A 14,574-nucleotide genomic window follows, 5' to 3' on the forward strand; every position below is an offset into this window, starting at 1 on the left:
GCCACCGGAGGCCGCCCCGCCTGGAATGATCCGAGCAGGCACAGGGGGGAGCGGGAAGCGTGCGCGTGACGCTGAGGCAACGGCTGCGGTACTGGTTCGACGCCACCATGGACCGCGGGACCCCCGCCCTCATCGGCTGGCTCGCCCTCGCCTCCCTCCTGCTGATCACCTCCATCACCGTCCTGGTGGTGCTGAGCACCGACGAGGAGACCGAGACCAACGGCGGCTGGCCGGGCGTCGCCTGGATGAGCATGCTGCGCACCCTCGACCCGGGCACCATGGGCGGCGACACCGGCGGGCCGGTCTTCCTGGGGCTGATGCTGACGGCGACCGTCGGCGGCATCTTCATCGTCAGCGCGCTCATCGGCGTCCTCACCACCGGTCTGGACAACCGGCTCCAGCAGCTCCGCAAGGGCCGCTCGCGCCTCGTCGAGCACGGGCACACGATCATCCTGGGCTGGTCCGAGCAGGTGTTCACGGTGGTCGCCGAGCTGGTGGAGGCCAATCAGAGCGAGCGCCGCTCGTGCGTGGTGGTCCTCGCCGACCGCGACAAGGTGGGCATGGAGGAGCAGATCCGCTTACGGGTCCCCGGCACCGGCCGCACGCACGTCATCTGCCGCTCCGGCAATCCCCTCAAGCGGGCGGACCTCGAACTCGTGAGCCCGGACACCGCCAGGTCGGTCATGGTGCTGCCCCCGGGCGGGGACGACGGCGACACCGGCGTCATCAAGACGCTGCTGCTGCTCAACAACCGGACCTGGTCCGGCCGTCGCCGCCCCCACGTCGTCGCGGCCGTGCAGGACTCCGGCAACCTCTCGGTGGCCCGCCTCGCCGCGGGAGAGACCGGCCTGGTCGTCGACGCCGAGGACTTCGCCGTGCGGCTCGTCGCCCAGTCGCACCGGCAGACCGGCCTCTCGGCGGTCTGCGACGAGCTCCTCAGCTTCGTCGGCAACGAGATCTACCTGCGGCCCGAGCCCTCCCTGACCGGCATGACCTACGGCGAGGCCCTGCACTGGTACGACCTCGGCGTCCTCATCGGCATGCGCCGGACCGACGGCCGGGTGCTCGTCAACCCGCCGATGGACACGGAGATCCAGGACGGGGACAGCATGGTCGTCGTCGCCGAGGACGACCTGCTCATCCGCCTCGCCGACACCACCGTCCCCGTCGTGCGCACTGCCATCGCCTGCAGGCCCGGGCCGGTGTCCGTCCCGGACCGGACGCTGCTCATCGGCTGGAACTCCCGCGGACCGAAGATCGTCAGCCTGCTGGACCAGCTCGTCCGCCCGGGCTCCGTCCTCGACATCGCCGCTCCGCGCCGGCCCGCGCACGCGCTGGCCGTCCCCCGGGCGAACCTCACCCTGGGCCACCGGGCCTGCAGCCCGACCAGCCGGCGCTCGCTGGAGTCCCTCGGCCTGGGCGGCTACCAGCACATCGTCGTCCTCTCGGACGAGACCGTGCCGCCCGACCTCGCCGACGACCGCACCCTGGTCACCCTGCTCCACCTGCGCGACATCGAGATCCGGCTCGGCGACCCGTACTCGATCGTCACGGAGATGAACGACGACTGCAACCGCGAGATCGCCCAGGTCACCAAGGCCGACGACTTCATCGTCAGCACCAAGCTCGTCTGCCTGCTGCTCACCCAGCTCGCCGAGAACCCGGACCTGTACGACGTGCTGTCCGACCTCTTCGACCCCGCCGGCTCCGAGATCTACCTCAAGCCGGCCGCCCGCTACCTGCGGCCGGGCGCGGAGGCCAACTTCGCGACCGTCATCGAGGCGGCCCGGCAATGCGGCGAGACCGCCATCGGCTACCGGCTCGGCGCGCTCAGCGACAGGCCGCCGTTCTACGGCGTCTTCCTCAACCCGCCCAGGAGCGCGGCCCTCGCCCTCGGCGACGGGGACCACGTGGTCGTGCTCGCCGAGCAGTGACGGGGTGACGGGCGGGGACACGCGCCGTCCGGTGACGGCAATCTTCTGGCCACAGGCGCTCTCCTGAGGGATCTTGTACTGACACCGCAGGAACGGCAAGAGAGAGGACCCGACAACAGTGAGCTCGCCAACCACGGGGGACCCGGGCACCGGCACCGAGGGGTACAAACGGAGCCTGGGCTCCCGGCAGATGCAGATGATCGCCATCGGCGGCACCATCGGCACCGGCCTCTTCCTCGGCGCCGGCACCGCCATATCCCAGGCCGGCCCCAGCCTCATCATCTGGTACGCCGCCGCCGGCGCCGTGCTCTTCCTCGTCATGCGGGCCCTGGGCGAGCTGCTCACCCACCACCCCGTCTCGGGGAGCTTCGCCGACTACGCGCACCGGTTCCTCGGCCCGTTCTGGGGGTACGCGACCGCCTGGACGTACTGGATCATGTGGGTGACCACCGGCATGGCCGAGATCACCGCCGCCGGACAGTACGTCAACTACTGGTACCCCGGCTTCGACCAGTGGAAGACCGCGCTGATCTCCCTCGTGGTGCTGGCCTGCGCCAACCTGATCTCGGTGAAGATCTTCGGCGAGCTGGAGTTCTGGTTCGCGATCATCAAGGTGACGGCCATCGTCGGCATGATCCTCATCGGCCTGGGCGTCCTCATCATCGGCTTCGGCGACGCCGGCGACACCGCGTCCGTCAGCCACCTGTGGGCCGACGGCGGCGTCGCCCCGCACGGCGTGTGGAACTCCCTGATGACCCTGCAGATCGTGCTCTTCGCCTATCTCGGCGTCGAGCTCGTCGGCGTCACCGCGGGCGAGACCAAGGACCCGGAGAAGAACATCCCGCGGGCCATCAACAGCCTGCCGCTGCGCTTCGGCCTGTTCTACCTCGGTGCCCTCTTCGTCATCCTGTCCGTCGTCAGCTGGCAGGAGTTCCACCCCGGCACGAGCCCGTTCGTCGCCGCCTTCACCAGGATCGGCATCCCCGCCGCGGCCGGCATCGTCAACTTCGTCGTCCTCACCTCGGCGCTGTCCTCGTGCAACGCCGGCGGCCTGTACGCCACGGCCCGCATGCTGCGCACCGCCGGCCTGAACGGCCACGGCCCCGAGGCGCTCGGCAGGCTCAGCAAGCGGGGCGTGCCCGCCACGGCCGTCGTCGTCTCGGCCGTGGTCATGGCCCTCGGGGTGCTGATCAACGCCATCGACCCGGAGCACGCGTTCGCCTACATCACGGCGGTCTCCACCGGCGGCGCGATCACGGTGTGGAGCATCATCCTCGTGACGCACCTGAGGTACCGCCGGGCCGTGGCCGCGGGCCTGGCGCGGAAGTCCACGTACCGGATGCCGGGAGCCCCGTACACGAACTGGATCGCGCTCGCGGCCTTCGCCTTCGTGACCGTGCTGATCGCCTGGAAGTCCGAGACCCGCATCGCCCTCTACGTGGTCGCCGTCTGGTTCGCGCTGCTGGGTGCCGGCTACCCCCTCGCACGCCGGCGCGCGGCCCGTACGCCCCTGGCGGCGGTCCCCGCGGACGACCCCGCGACGAGCGCGACGCGCGGCTGACCCCGGCCGGCGCCCCCTCCTCGGGGGCGCCGCTTCCGCATGCCCGCCTGTCAGTTGCCGCCGAAGGCTCCCGCGAACGGCACCCGCGTGGCAGCATTTTCTGACCGGTCGGCGGTGACACACGCCGGCCCGAGGGGGGCTGAGTGACGTGGCGGAGCCTGTGAGACGGCCCTTGGGGACCGAGGGCATCGAGGCACTGTTCCAGGAATGCCGCACACAAGTGCAGGACGGGCGCGCGGCGGCGGGCGGGCGCGGGCTGCCCGTCGTGGTCCTCGTCGGGACCCGCGGCAGCGGGCGTACCACGGCCCTCGAATGGCTCGGCTTCCTCGGCTCGCACCGCCCCCACGCGCTCTACGACTTCGCGTCCGCGGGGCCGCGCCGCCCGCACGAGGTCGCGGGCCGCCTCGCCTACGGGCTCTCCCACCGCTTCGCCCGCCAGCCCGCCCTGCTCTTCCCCCGCCTCACGCTGGGCCTGCTCGTGGTCGACCCCGGCCTCTCGCTCGACGCCCACGACTCCCGCCGCGCCGGCCAGCAGCTGCGCCGGGCCCTGTACGACGCCCACGAGCACACCGTGGCCGCCGACCGGGCCGCCGAAGTCGCGGGCCTCCTGCAGGACCTCAACCTCCTGCAGATCCCCGGCATCGGCCTGCTGGCCGGGCTGATCCGGCGCCCGCCCCGGATGCCGCTCGGCATCGCCCGGCGCACCGGCTTCTCCTGGTACGCCGGTCCGCACACGCCGCTGCACGAGCTCGTCGCCCTCAACCAGCTCAGCAAGAGCGGCACCGACGCCGACCGGGCCGCCGTCGACCGGCGGCTGTGCGAGGCCTTCCTCGCCGACCTGCGCGGCGAGTTCGCGCGCCGCCGCCGCGACCGCAACTGCGTGGTCCTCCTCGACAACATCGACGCCCCGGGCGGCCGCGGCTTCCTGGACCTGCTCGTGCAGCTGCGCGAGGCGAGCGGCACCCCCGACCCGCTGCTCGCCGTCGCCACCGCCTCCGACGCCGGCAAGGTCCCCGGCCCCTTCGCCCCCGGCCCGGCCGGGGTGCGGATCCGCACGCCCGAGCAGGCCTCCTACGCTGACTGGGAGCGGTCCGTGCCCGACCCGCCGCCCGACTCCTCCTGGCGGTGGTACTGCGTCCAGCTGCGCGACCTGACGGCGGGCGAGGTATCCCAGCTCGGCGCCGGCCTCGCCGACCGCCTGCCCGAGGCGCCCCCGCTGGTGCACCGGCTCACCCGCGGGCACGCCTGGAGCGCCCACCGGCTCCTGGAGGCGGCGGCGCACATCCCCGGCCGCGGCGACAACGAGGAGCTGCTGCGCGGCATCCTCGCCCGGCCCGCGCCCCCCGCCGACGAGGAAGCCGAGCCCGGGCCCGCCCCGCTCGGCCGGGCCGTCCTGCAGGGCCTCCTGGAAGACCTGAGCGAGGAGCAGCGCGCCGCCCTCGTCGAATGCTCCGCCGCCCGCGAGTTCGACACCGCCTGCGACACCGACCTGCTGGACGCCTTCTCCCTGCGCACCCGCAACAGCCTGGCCCGCGAGACCGGCAACCGGCTGTGGCTGACCTCCGCCGTCCCCCAGGACGCCGGCGCGCGCGGCGGCCGCGGCTCCGGATACCTGCAGGACGCCCATCCGCGCCCGCTGTCCGCGCACCCCGTCCTGCACCCGTGGCTGCGCCTGCTGCTCCTGCAGGAGCTGGCCCGCAGCAGCTCCCGCTGGGACGAGGTCCACGAGCTGCTGCAGGACTGGCACGCGCGCCACGGCCACCCCCTCGACGTGCTCTACCACGCGCTCGCCCGCGGCCGGCTCGACGACGTCGTCGGCCACCTCGCCCGCGGCCTGACGGACCTGCCCGGCACCGACGCCTGGCTGTACGAGCTCTACGCCGTCACGGCCGCACCCCCGCGCACCCCGGTCCTGCCCGAGCAGACGGCCACCCTGCGCGTGGACCGGCTCGCGGAGGAGCTGGCCCCCGCCTCCTTCGCCGCCCCCGACCGCCGGGCCCTCACCATGCTCGTGACCGCCCTGTGGCTGGCGGGCGACCCGCGCAACCGGATGCCCGCCGCCCGGCCCGAACTCAACGACACGATCAGCTCGATGTTCCAGAGCCTGGCCATGCACTCCGACCCCCGCAGGGTGGGGCTCAGGCACGAGGCCGCGAAGTACGTCTGACCGCGCCGCAGCGCGCGACCGCCGTCCGGCAAGGAGCCCGCCCATGCCCCTGAACCGTCCCAGCCCACTCGATCCCCTGCCGCCCTGGTGGAAGGGCCGGCGGGGGATCGCCGCCCTCGTCCTCGTCCTGGCCCTCCTCGCCGGAGGCGGCTTCTGGCTGCTGGGCGGGGACGACGACGGCGAGGACCGCTGCGCCGAGGACGTCCCGGGCCTCGTCCTGGCCGGCTCCGGCGGCGACCGCGAGTGCATCGGCGTCATGAACGAGACCGCGTACGCCTTCGACCCCCGGCTGAAGGACGTCACCGAGAAGATCGCCGCCGAGAACCGGCGGGTGCGCGACCAGTGGGAGGAGCCCGCCGCCGGCCGCACCCCCGTCCCCTACGTGAAGATCGCCCTGCTCACCCCGATGACCGCGAGCGACAGCAGCGTGCTGCCCATCGAGGAGATCAGGAGCAGCCTCGAAGGGGCCTACACCGCGCAGTGCCGCGCCAACGTCTGCCCCGGGCTCTCCGCCGTGAACGCCACCGGCATCCACGGGCGGACGCCCCAGATCCAGCTGGTCCTCGCCAGCGAGGGCAGGAACCAGGTCCACTGGCGGCCGGTCGTCGAGCAGCTGGCCGGCATGACCGGCGGCGAGCACCCGCTCGTCGCCGTCGCCGGCATGGGCGTCAGCGTGCCCGAGACGCAAGCCGCCGCCGACGAGCTCGCCAAGCGCAAGATCCCGGCGATAGGCGCCGTCCTCACCGCGACCAACGTCAACTCCGAGCGCCTGTTCAAGGTCTCGCCGCCCAACACCGACTACGCCAAGGCGCTGCGCCGGAGGCTGGACCGGCTGCCCGCCGAACAGCGTCGCGGCTACCTCGTTTTCGACAGCCGGGACGACAATTTCGTCCGGACCATGCGCCAGGCCTACGACGAGGTGTTCGCCGACTACATCGACAAGCGCCGCGTCTCCTTCGTGGGCACCACCGGCCCGCGCACCGAGGGCATGCCCAGCCTGTTCTTCAATGCCTTCAACAACATCTGCCTGACCAAGTCGGAGCTCGTCTTCTGGGCGGGCCGCGGCCGCGACCTCGCCGACCTCGTACGGTCGCTGTCCTCGCGCAGCCAGTGCGGGCACGACAAGCCCATCACGATCGTCGTGGGCTCGCAGGGCGCCGTGCAGCAGGCGAACGACGTGACGGGGCTGCTCAAGGACAGCAGGATCACCATCCTGGAGGCGTCGGCGACCGACACCGAGCAGTGGATCAAGGGGAACGGGGCGCCGAGCGGCTTCAAGCCCTTCCTGCAGAGCTTCCGCGACCTCAAGTTCCCCGACAAGGAGCTCTCCGACGGCTACGCCGTCATGCACCACGACGCCGTGCTGACCGCCGTGTGGGCGCTGCGCATGGTCACCGGGCAGACCGGCCGGGAGACGCCGGGCGTGCAGGACGTCTTCAACCAGCTGACCAACCTCCACGACGCCGCCGTGGTCCCCGCCGCCAGCGGGGACCTCAGCTTCGACGACGCCTCCGACGGCTGGCCGCACAACAAGCCGGTGCCCATCATCCAGGTGCCGGGCGGCTCCGCGGATTCCGGGCCGCTGTACAAGACGCCGTAGCGGCGGCCCCGGAAGCGGCCGGGGTCAGTGCCCGAGCTTCCGCTTGAGCTCCGCCTTGTTCATGTGCGACCGGCCGTGGAGGTTGCGGCGCTGGGCCTCGGCGTACAGCTGGTCGTACGTCGGGCCCTCGGAGCCGCTGTGGGAGCGCTGACCGCCCCGCCGGGAGGAGGACATGTCCTGGATCGAGGACTTGCTCGCCGTCTTCGCCTCCCCGGACCGGGCGCGCTCCTTGTTGACGGTGCGCGAGGCGATCTCCTTCGCCCGCTTGGTGCTCTCGCCGCGATCCTCGGCGCTCTCCTTGATGTGCTCGTACTGCCGTTCACGCTTGGGACTGGAACCTCGAGGCATGATGTCCATCCTTATAGCGATTGCTTACGTTTTCACCCTGCCCGCGGTGTCACGGCATCGCAACCGTTCGGGGCGGGCGCGCGGGGCCGGCGCCGGTCACCACAGGGCCAGCAGCGAGACCAGCCCGATGCCGGCCACCGTCCAGGCCACGTAGTCGCCGACGTGCCCGGAGTGCAGCCGGCGCAGCGGCGCGCTACCCGGCACGGCCCGCGACCTGCGGCCCACGGACAGGGCGGCGAGCCCGACGGCGAGCGCGGCCGACAGCAGGCCGAGACCGGCGCCGGTCCACGTCCACCAGTCGTACGCCCCTGCCGGATGTACGGCAGGGCGGCCGTCCAGGACCGCCGCCGCGTAGCCGCCGTGATCGGCGAAGGCCTCCGCGGCGGTGGTGACCGCGCCGGTGAGCCCGGGCACCGTGCCCACGGCCAGCGCCCCGGCCAGCAGCAGCGCCGCCACCGTCACCATGGGGACGGGCGGGCGGCGCACGCGGCGGCCGGTCTCGGGCTCCTCCTCCCCGCCGGCGGTCTCCGGCCCCTCCGACCCCTCCTCGCCGTCCCGGCCCGCCTGCCCCGCGCCGAGGAAGACACGCGCGGCGACCCGCAGCACCGCTCCGCCGGTCACCGCCGAGACGAGCACGAACAGGGCCGGCAGCCAGGGGGACTGCTCCTCCACGAGCGCCTTGCCGAGGCTCGTGCCGAACGGCGGCAGCCCGGCGAGTGCCAGCCCGCCGGCGGCGAAGAGCAGGCCCGTGCCCGCGGTGTCGCGGCCCTTGCCGTGCAGCTCGCACTCGTCGACGCTGCCGTGCCGGTCCAGGAGGATGCCGGTGCAGGCGAAGAGGGCGGCCTTCGCCCCGGCGTGCCCGAGCACGTACAGCGCCGTGCCGGCGATGCCGTGCGGCGTCAGGAGGGCGATCCCGGTGAGGAACAGGCCGGTGTGCGCCACCGTGGAGAACGCCAGCAGCCGTTTGACGTGCCGCTGCTGCCAGCACATCAGCGCACCCGCGAGGGCGCTCACCACCCCCAGCACCAGGAGGGTGCGCCGGGCCCCGGCGGCCGGGACGCCGCCCGGCCCGGCGAAGACCGTCGTGTAGACGCGCGCGGCGCCGTAGCCGCCCATCTCCACCATCACGCCGGACAGCAGCATGCACACCGGCGTCGGCGCCACCGCGTGCGCGTCGGGCAGCCAGAAGTGGAAGGGCACGGCCGCGGCCTTGACCAGCAGCGCGGTCAGGATCAGCACGAACGCGGCGACGACCAGGGCGTCCCCGCCGCGCCCGGACGCGCCGGCTGATTCGTCCAGCGCCCGGCCCGTCTGCGCCATGCCGAGCTCGCCGGTGCGGGCGTACAGCAGGCCGATGCCGAGCAGGGCGGCGTAGCCGCCGAGGGAGTTGACGAAGCCGAAGACCAGCGCGCCCTGCACGGGGCGGGCCTCCTCGACGCGGTAGCCGGTCAGGGCGTAGCCGACGACGCCCATGAGCTCGAAGAATACGAACGCGTCGAAGAGGTCCCCGGTCAGCGCGAAGCCGCACATGCCCGCCTGGAAGAGCAGGACCAGGGCGGGGAAGGCGCCGCCGTGGCCGTGCGGCGGCTCGTCGAAGTAGTGCCAGGAGTAGGCGAGCACGGCGACGACGAGCAGCGAGGTGAGCGCGGCGAGGCCCAGCCCGATGCGGTCGCCGACCAGCACGATCCCGACGCTGTGGCCGTCCCGCGGCCCCCAGGCGCCGAGCCAGGAGACCGCGGGCGGGCGGGTGAGGGCGACGGCGGCGAGCCCGGCGGAGGCCGCGGCGGCCAGCCCCGCGACGGCCTCCGCCACCGGGCGGGGGACGTGGCGGCCGCCCGCCACCAGCAGGGCGGCACCCAGCAGCGGCACCACGACGATCAGCGGGAGCAGCCGGCCCATCGCGGCTCAGCCCTTCAGTCCGGACAGCTCGTCCGGGTCGATGGTGCCGTGCCGTTTGGCGGTCTGGACGACGAGGGCGAGCAGCAGGGCCGTGACGGTCGCGCCCACGACCACGTCGGTGAGGGCGAGCGCCTGGACGACCGGGTCGACGACGGTCGCGCTCGTCGGCGCGTCGGAGAAGACGGGGGCGGTGGCGCCCTTCCGGTAGCCGACGGACAGCAGGAGCACGTACGTGGAGGACTGGGTGACGGCCAGGCACCCGACCGCGTGGATGAGGTTGCGGCTGGTGGCGATGCCGTAAACGCCGGCGAGGAAGATCCACCCGGCGATCAGATAGGGGAGCAGGCTCACGCGCTGCGGTCCTCCTCCCGCTCGCCCTCGATCTCCAGGGCCTGGGCGAGGAAGTGCGCCAGCAGCACGACCACGGCCGAGGTGACCTCGATTCCGACGGCGGCGTTCAGCAGCGGCACCGTCCCGCCCGAGGAGAGGGTGTTGAACGTACCCAGAGGCAGGACGTTGGCCAGGTAGGCCGAGCCGGCGATCAGCCCGGCCGCGCCGAGCAGCACGTAGGCCGCCTCGCCGGCGCCGTCGGCCAGCTCGTACAGACCGAGCGGCCGGAAGCGCTCCAGGGCCGGGTAGTCGACGGCGATGTACAGCAGGTGCAGGGAGGTGGCGGCGACGACACCGCCCTGGAAGCCGCCGCCCGGGCTGAGCTGGCCGTGCGCGATCACGTAGAGACCGATGAGCAGGGTGACCGGCAGCATCAGGCGGCCGTAGCGGCGCAGCGCGGCCGGCACGCGGACCGGCTCCGGCGCCACGCGCTTCTCGTCGCGGGTCCGCCGCAGCAGTACGACGGTGCCCAGGACACTGGCGAACAGGACGCTCTCCTCGCCGAGGGTGTCGAAGGCGCGCAGGTCGAAGTTGACCGAGGAGACGGTGTTCGCGGTCCGCTGCTGCAGCGCGGCGCGCACCGCCCGGTCGCCGTAGGGGTGCCAGGAGCCGCCGAAGCCCGGCAGCTGCGTGCAGGCGGCCGCGTACAGCGCGGCCGTGGCCAGCAGCCCGGCGGCCAGCACCCACAGCCGTACGCGGCGCGTCACTTCGGACGCCCCTTGCGCTGCCGCACCTTGCGGACCGTCAGCAGGATCATCAGCGGGGTCACGGCCGAGCCCACGGCGAGCTGCGCGAGGCCCACGTCCGGCGCCTGCAGGACGGTGAAGAGCACGGCGAGCGCCAGGCCGAGCAGCGAGAGCACGATCGCCTGCCGGGCCGGGTCCCGCTGCAGCACGGCCGCCGTGGCCGCGGCCGCCACGAGCACCAGGACGGCGACGACGAGCGCGTCATCCACGGCGCACCGCCCACGAGGTGACGGCGCCTCCGGCGATCAGGAGCACACCGATGAAGATCAGTTTGATCGTCGCGCGGCCGGGGCCGGCCGCGATGCACATGGGCACGACGGTCGCGGGCGCGCCGATCAGGACGGCGGGGGTCAGCAGCCGCGTCCCGGGCGGCCGCGCACCCGTCTCGTCGCCCAGGAGACGCGTGAAGACCAGGGTGCCGGCGGGCCCCAGCACGGCGACCACCAGGGCGAGGTCGGCATAGGACGGGCGCCCGTAGCCCTGGGCCAGCAGGAGGAAGACCAGGCACAGCAGGAGCGTCGCCATGTTCTGGGCGACGACGCGCCGCCCGGCCGTCCCGCGCGCCGCACCCCACAGGCAGGGCCCCAGGCCACCGACGACGAGCACGCAGGCGGCGGCGAGCCACCAGTTCACCGGTCCGCGGCCCGGCGGGCACCGCGCGCCGCCCACGCCGCGAGCAGGGCCGCGCCCGCTCCGACGGCGAGCTCCAGCGTGTCGGGCCGGCTGATGAGCACGGTCCACACCGCGGTGAGCCCGGCCCACCACGCGAGGACCTCCGCCACGACCCCTACGATGCCGCGCGCCATCCGCTCCACCTCCGCCGCTCGCGGGAATGCCCCAGTATCGGCCTGCGGGCCCGGCGATCCGGCGGACCGGCCGGGCGCGTGTCGCGGGGCGTGTCGTGGGGCGCGTACCCGCCTTCCCGCACACCATGGCCGCGGGCGTGTGCATGCCCGGCACCCGCAGGGGTACTCCGGCCACGGAGAGGAGCGGAGGGACGGCGATGGCGGCGAGCGGAGGGCAGGGCGGTGGTCGCCATGAGTCGCCCGAGGAGCGTGCGGACCGGCGCTGGGGCGAGCTGCTGCAGGAGGTGCGCGTCACCCAGACGGGCGTGCAGATCCTCTTCGGCTTCCTGCTGACCGTGGTCTTCACCCCGCGCTTCGCCACGCTCGACGGCACCGACCGCACCATCTACGTCGTGACCGTGATGCTGGGCGCGGCCACCACCGGCGCCCTGATCGGCCCGGTCTCCTTCCACCGGATCGTCAGCGGGCGCCGCATCAAGCCGCAGACGGTGGCCTGGGCCGCCCGGCTGACGCTGGCCGGGGTCGTCCTGCTGTTGTGCACCGTCGCCTCGGCGCTGCTGCTGATCCTGCGCGTCGCGCTGCACAACGCCGCCGTCCCCTGGCTGGTGGCGGGCATCGTGGCGTGGCTCGTGCTGTGCTGGTTCGGGCTGCCCGGCTGGGTGCTGCACCGGTACCGGCCGAAGGACTGACCCCGCACATCCGCACGAGGGATTCCCCGGATCCCGTGTTTCCCCCGCCCGGGACCGGTCACCCGTACCACTGTGGCGGGAAGCGCGCAGCCCCGCCGCGAGCCGATCGCGACGCCTCTGCGAGAGGGAGAGCCCCATGTCCACCAAGGTGTCCGACCACCTCCTGGAGCGCCTGCGAGAGTGGGGCGTCGACCGGGTGTTCGCCTACGCGGGTGACGGCATCAACGGCCTGCTGGCCGCGTGGGGCCGGGCGGAGGACAACCCGCGGTTCATCCAGTCGCGGCACGAGGAGATGTCCGCGTTCGAAGCCGTGGGCTACGCGAAGTTCTCCGGCAGGGTGGGCGTGTGCGCGGCGACGTCCGGGCCGGGCGCGATCCACCTGCTCAACGGCCTCTACGACGCCAAGCTCGACCACGTGCCCGTGGTGGCGATCGTCGGGCAGACCAACCGCAGCGCGATGGGCGGCTCGTACCAGCAGGAGGTGGACCTGCTGAGCCTGTTCAAGGACGTGGCCTCCGACTTCTGCGAGATGGTGACCGTCCCCGAGCAGCTGCCGAACGTCCTCGACCGGGCCATGCGCACCGCGTACACGCGCCGCACCGTCACCGCGCTGATCATCCCCGCCGACGTGCAGGAGCTCGACTACGCGCCGCCGCAGCACGCGTTCAAGATGGTCCCCTCCAGCCTCGGCGTGGCGCCCTACGCGCCCGTGCCCGCGGACACCGAGATCACCCGGGCCGCGGAGCTGATCAACGCGGGCGAGCGGGTGGCGGTCCTCGTCGGGCAGGGCGCGCGCGGCGCCCGCGCCGAGGTCGAGCAGCTCGCCGACGTCCTCGGCGCCGGGGTGGCCAAGGCGCTGCTGGGCAAGGACGTGCTGCCCGACGACCTGCCGTACGTGACCGGGGCCATCGGCCTGCTGGGCACCCGGCCCTCGTACGAGCTGATGCGCGACTGCGACACGCTGGTCGTCGTCGGCTCCAGCTTCCCGTACACCCAGTTCCTGCCGGAGTTCGGGCAGGCGCGGGCGGTGCAGATCGACATCGACCCCTTCATGGTGGGCCTGCGCTACCCCTTCGAGATCAACCTCGTGGGCGACGCGCGGGAGACCCTCACGCGCCTGCTGCCGCAGCTGAAGCCCAAGGCCCACGGCGACTGGCGGGCCGGCATCGAGAAGAACACGGCCCGCTGGTGGGAGGTGATGGAGCGGCGCGCCGCGGTCTCCGCCGACCCCGTCAACCCCGAGTACGTCTTCCACGCCCTGGACCCGCTGCTGCCCGAGAACGCGATGCTGACCGCCGACTCCGGTTCGGCCGCCAACTGGTACGCGCGCCACCTGCGGATGCGCGGCACCATGCGCGGCTCGCTGTCGGGCACGCTGGCCACGATGGGCCCCGGCGTGCCGTACGCCATCGGCGCCAAGTTCGCCCACTCCGACCGGCCGGCGATCGCGCTCGTGGGCGACGGGGCGATGCAGATGAACGGCATGGCCGAACTCATCACCGCCGCCAAGTACCACAAGGAGTGGCAGGACCCGCGGCTGGTGGTAGCCGTGCTCAACAACCAGGACCTCAACCAGGTCACGTGGGAGATGCGTGCCATGGAGGGCGCCCCGCAGTTCCTGCCCTCGCAGGCGATCCCCGACGTGCCCTACGCCGACTTCGCCCGCTCCATCGGGCTCGACGGTGTGCGCGTGGAGGAGCCGGGCGGCGTCGTCGCCGCCTGGCAGCGCGCCCTCGCCGCCGACCGGCCCTTCGTCATCGACTTCCGCACCGACCCCGCCGTGCCGCCTATCCCGCCGCACGCGACCCTCGACCAGATCGAGGCCGCGGCCGCCGCGGTCCTCAAGGGCGACAGCGACCGCGCCGCCGTCGTCCGGCAGGGGCTCAAGGCGAAGCTGCAGGACATGCTGCCCGGCGGCCACAAGCGCCGCGCGCACGGGGAGGGTGACGGCTCGTGAGCCCGCTGCCGCGCCGGAGGGGAAGGGCCCGGCCGGCGGGCCCGGCGCCCTACGTCCTGGACCGCATGGTGCGCAACGTCCGCCACGGCAGGTTCGAGCGGACGCTGTCCCTGCTGACCGCGGCGGGCTCCCTCGTCACGGCGGCGGAGATCTACCTGGAGCACGACCGCGCGAGCTTCGGCAACCGCGTGATGTGGTGGCCCGTGCTGCTCGGGCCCGTCGGCGCGGCCGCGGGCGTCGCCGGGTTCGCCAGCGAGCGGATGGCCAAGACCGCCCTGCCGCTGGCCTCGGCTGCCATCGCCGCCAACGGCCTGCAGGGCACGTACCTGCACGTCCGCGGCATCGCCCAGAAGCCCGGCGGCTGGTCGATGGCCCGCTGCAACATCGAGCTGGGACCGCCGCTGTTCGCGCCGCTCCTGGTGACGATGGTCGGCGGCATGGGCCTGCTGGCCGCCCTGCTGCGCCGGGAGCGGTGAC

14 protein-coding genes are annotated in these 14,574 nt (G+C 73.4%); 7 read left to right on the top strand and 7 right to left on the bottom strand.

Going from position 1 to position 14,574, the window contains the following annotated elements:
- The first annotated feature begins 59 nt into the window (after nucleotides 1–59).
- The 4 genes from IF61_RS0107770 to IF61_RS35755 all read left to right on the top strand — a co-directional run bounded on the left by IF61_RS0107770 (nucleotide 60) and on the right by IF61_RS35755 (nucleotide 7,262).
- Nucleotides 60–1,934 (top strand): CASTOR/POLLUX-related putative ion channel, encoded by a 1,875-nt coding sequence (locus IF61_RS0107770; RefSeq protein ID WP_245684438.1) that lies wholly within the window; start codon nucleotides 60–62, stop codon nucleotides 1,932–1,934.
- 118 nt (nucleotides 1,935–2,052) lie between these two features.
- Complete coding sequence (locus tag IF61_RS0107775; protein ID WP_052392489.1) at nucleotides 2,053–3,495, top strand: amino acid permease; 1,443 nt, start codon at nucleotides 2,053–2,055, stop codon at nucleotides 3,493–3,495.
- Nucleotides 3,496–3,643: 148 nt separating this feature from the next.
- On the top strand, nucleotides 3,644–5,662 hold the full coding sequence (locus IF61_RS35750; RefSeq protein WP_030365521.1) for a hypothetical protein: 2,019 nt from the start codon (nucleotides 3,644–3,646) through the stop codon (nucleotides 5,660–5,662).
- A gap of 43 nt (nucleotides 5,663–5,705) precedes the next feature.
- Complete coding sequence (locus tag IF61_RS35755; RefSeq protein WP_030365522.1) at nucleotides 5,706–7,262, top strand: type 1 periplasmic-binding domain-containing protein; 1,557 nt, start codon at nucleotides 5,706–5,708, stop codon at nucleotides 7,260–7,262.
- Nucleotides 7,263–7,286: 24 nt separating this feature from the next.
- Here IF61_RS35755 and IF61_RS0107790 read toward each other — a convergent pair whose 3' ends face one another.
- From IF61_RS0107790 to IF61_RS36225, 7 genes are all read right to left on the bottom strand, one after another.
- Nucleotides 7,287–7,610 carry a hypothetical protein gene (locus tag IF61_RS0107790; protein ID WP_030365523.1) on the bottom strand — a complete coding sequence of 108 codons (324 nt, stop codon included), beginning with the start codon at nucleotides 7,608–7,610 and terminating at the stop codon, nucleotides 7,287–7,289.
- A 96-nt stretch (nucleotides 7,611–7,706) separates the two neighbouring features.
- A complete protein-coding gene (locus IF61_RS0107795) occupies nucleotides 7,707–9,509 on the bottom strand; it encodes a complex I subunit 5 family protein (protein ID WP_030365524.1) in 1,803 nt (600 codons plus the stop codon).
- 6 nt (nucleotides 9,510–9,515) lie between these two features.
- Entirely contained in the window at nucleotides 9,516–9,860 is a 345-nt protein-coding gene (locus tag IF61_RS0107800; RefSeq protein ID WP_030365525.1) for a sodium:proton antiporter, read from the bottom strand.
- Complete coding sequence (locus IF61_RS0107805) at nucleotides 9,857–10,606, bottom strand: MnhB domain-containing protein (RefSeq protein WP_030365526.1); 750 nt, start codon at nucleotides 10,604–10,606, stop codon at nucleotides 9,857–9,859. Before IF61_RS0107805 ends, IF61_RS0107800 begins: the two co-directional genes overlap by 4 nt.
- Nucleotides 10,603–10,854, bottom strand: a complete 252-nt coding sequence (locus IF61_RS0107810; RefSeq protein ID WP_030365527.1) for a Na(+)/H(+) antiporter subunit B — start codon at nucleotides 10,852–10,854, stop codon at nucleotides 10,603–10,605. Before IF61_RS0107810 ends, IF61_RS0107805 begins: the two co-directional genes overlap by 4 nt.
- A complete protein-coding gene (locus IF61_RS0107815) occupies nucleotides 10,847–11,278 on the bottom strand; it encodes an MrpF/PhaF family protein (RefSeq protein ID WP_030365528.1) in 432 nt (143 codons plus the stop codon). Before IF61_RS0107815 ends, IF61_RS0107810 begins: the two co-directional genes overlap by 8 nt.
- Entirely contained in the window at nucleotides 11,275–11,451 is a 177-nt protein-coding gene (locus IF61_RS36225; protein WP_169748805.1) for a hypothetical protein, read from the bottom strand. Before IF61_RS36225 ends, IF61_RS0107815 begins: the two co-directional genes overlap by 4 nt.
- 197 nt (nucleotides 11,452–11,648) lie before the next feature.
- Here IF61_RS36225 and IF61_RS0107825 point away from each other — a divergent pair, with 197 nt between their 5' ends.
- The 3 genes from IF61_RS0107825 to IF61_RS0107835 all read left to right on the top strand — a co-directional run bounded on the left by IF61_RS0107825 (nucleotide 11,649) and on the right by IF61_RS0107835 (nucleotide 14,573).
- The gene (locus IF61_RS0107825) at nucleotides 11,649–12,140 is read left to right on the top strand and encodes a DUF6328 family protein (protein WP_030365529.1); all 492 of its coding nucleotides are present in this window, start codon (nucleotides 11,649–11,651) and stop codon (nucleotides 12,138–12,140) included.
- A 136-nt stretch (nucleotides 12,141–12,276) separates the two neighbouring features.
- Nucleotides 12,277–14,097 (top strand): thiamine pyrophosphate-requiring protein, encoded by a 1,821-nt coding sequence (locus IF61_RS0107830; protein ID WP_030365530.1) that lies wholly within the window; start codon nucleotides 12,277–12,279, stop codon nucleotides 14,095–14,097.
- The gene (locus tag IF61_RS0107835; RefSeq protein WP_030365531.1) at nucleotides 14,094–14,573 is read left to right on the top strand and encodes a hypothetical protein; all 480 of its coding nucleotides are present in this window, start codon (nucleotides 14,094–14,096) and stop codon (nucleotides 14,571–14,573) included. Before IF61_RS0107830 ends, IF61_RS0107835 begins: the two co-directional genes overlap by 4 nt.
- Nucleotide 14,574: the final 1 nt, after the last annotated feature.

The organism is Streptomyces roseoverticillatus (genome assembly GCF_000719265.1).
Taxonomy (GTDB): domain Bacteria; phylum Actinomycetota; class Actinomycetes; order Streptomycetales; family Streptomycetaceae; genus Streptomyces; species Streptomyces roseoverticillatus.

Bases quoted from the DNA above. Each gene is read 5' to 3' on its own strand.
- IF61_RS35755 (WP_030365522.1), top strand. From the start codon at position 5,706: ATGCCCCTGAACCGTCCCAGCCCACTCGATCCCCTGCCGCCCTGGTGG.
- IF61_RS0107790 (WP_030365523.1), bottom strand. From the start codon at position 7,610: ATGCCTCGAGGTTCCAGTCCCAAGCGTGAACGGCAGTACGAGCACATC.
- IF61_RS0107795 (WP_030365524.1), bottom strand. From the start codon at position 9,509: ATGGGCCGGCTGCTCCCGCTGATCGTCGTGGTGCCGCTGCTGGGTGCC.
- IF61_RS36225 (WP_169748805.1), bottom strand. From the start codon at position 11,451: ATGGCGCGCGGCATCGTAGGGGTCGTGGCGGAGGTCCTCGCGTGGTGG.
- IF61_RS0107825 (WP_030365529.1), top strand. From the start codon at position 11,649: ATGGCGGCGAGCGGAGGGCAGGGCGGTGGTCGCCATGAGTCGCCCGAG.
- IF61_RS0107830 (WP_030365530.1), top strand. From the start codon at position 12,277: ATGTCCACCAAGGTGTCCGACCACCTCCTGGAGCGCCTGCGAGAGTGG.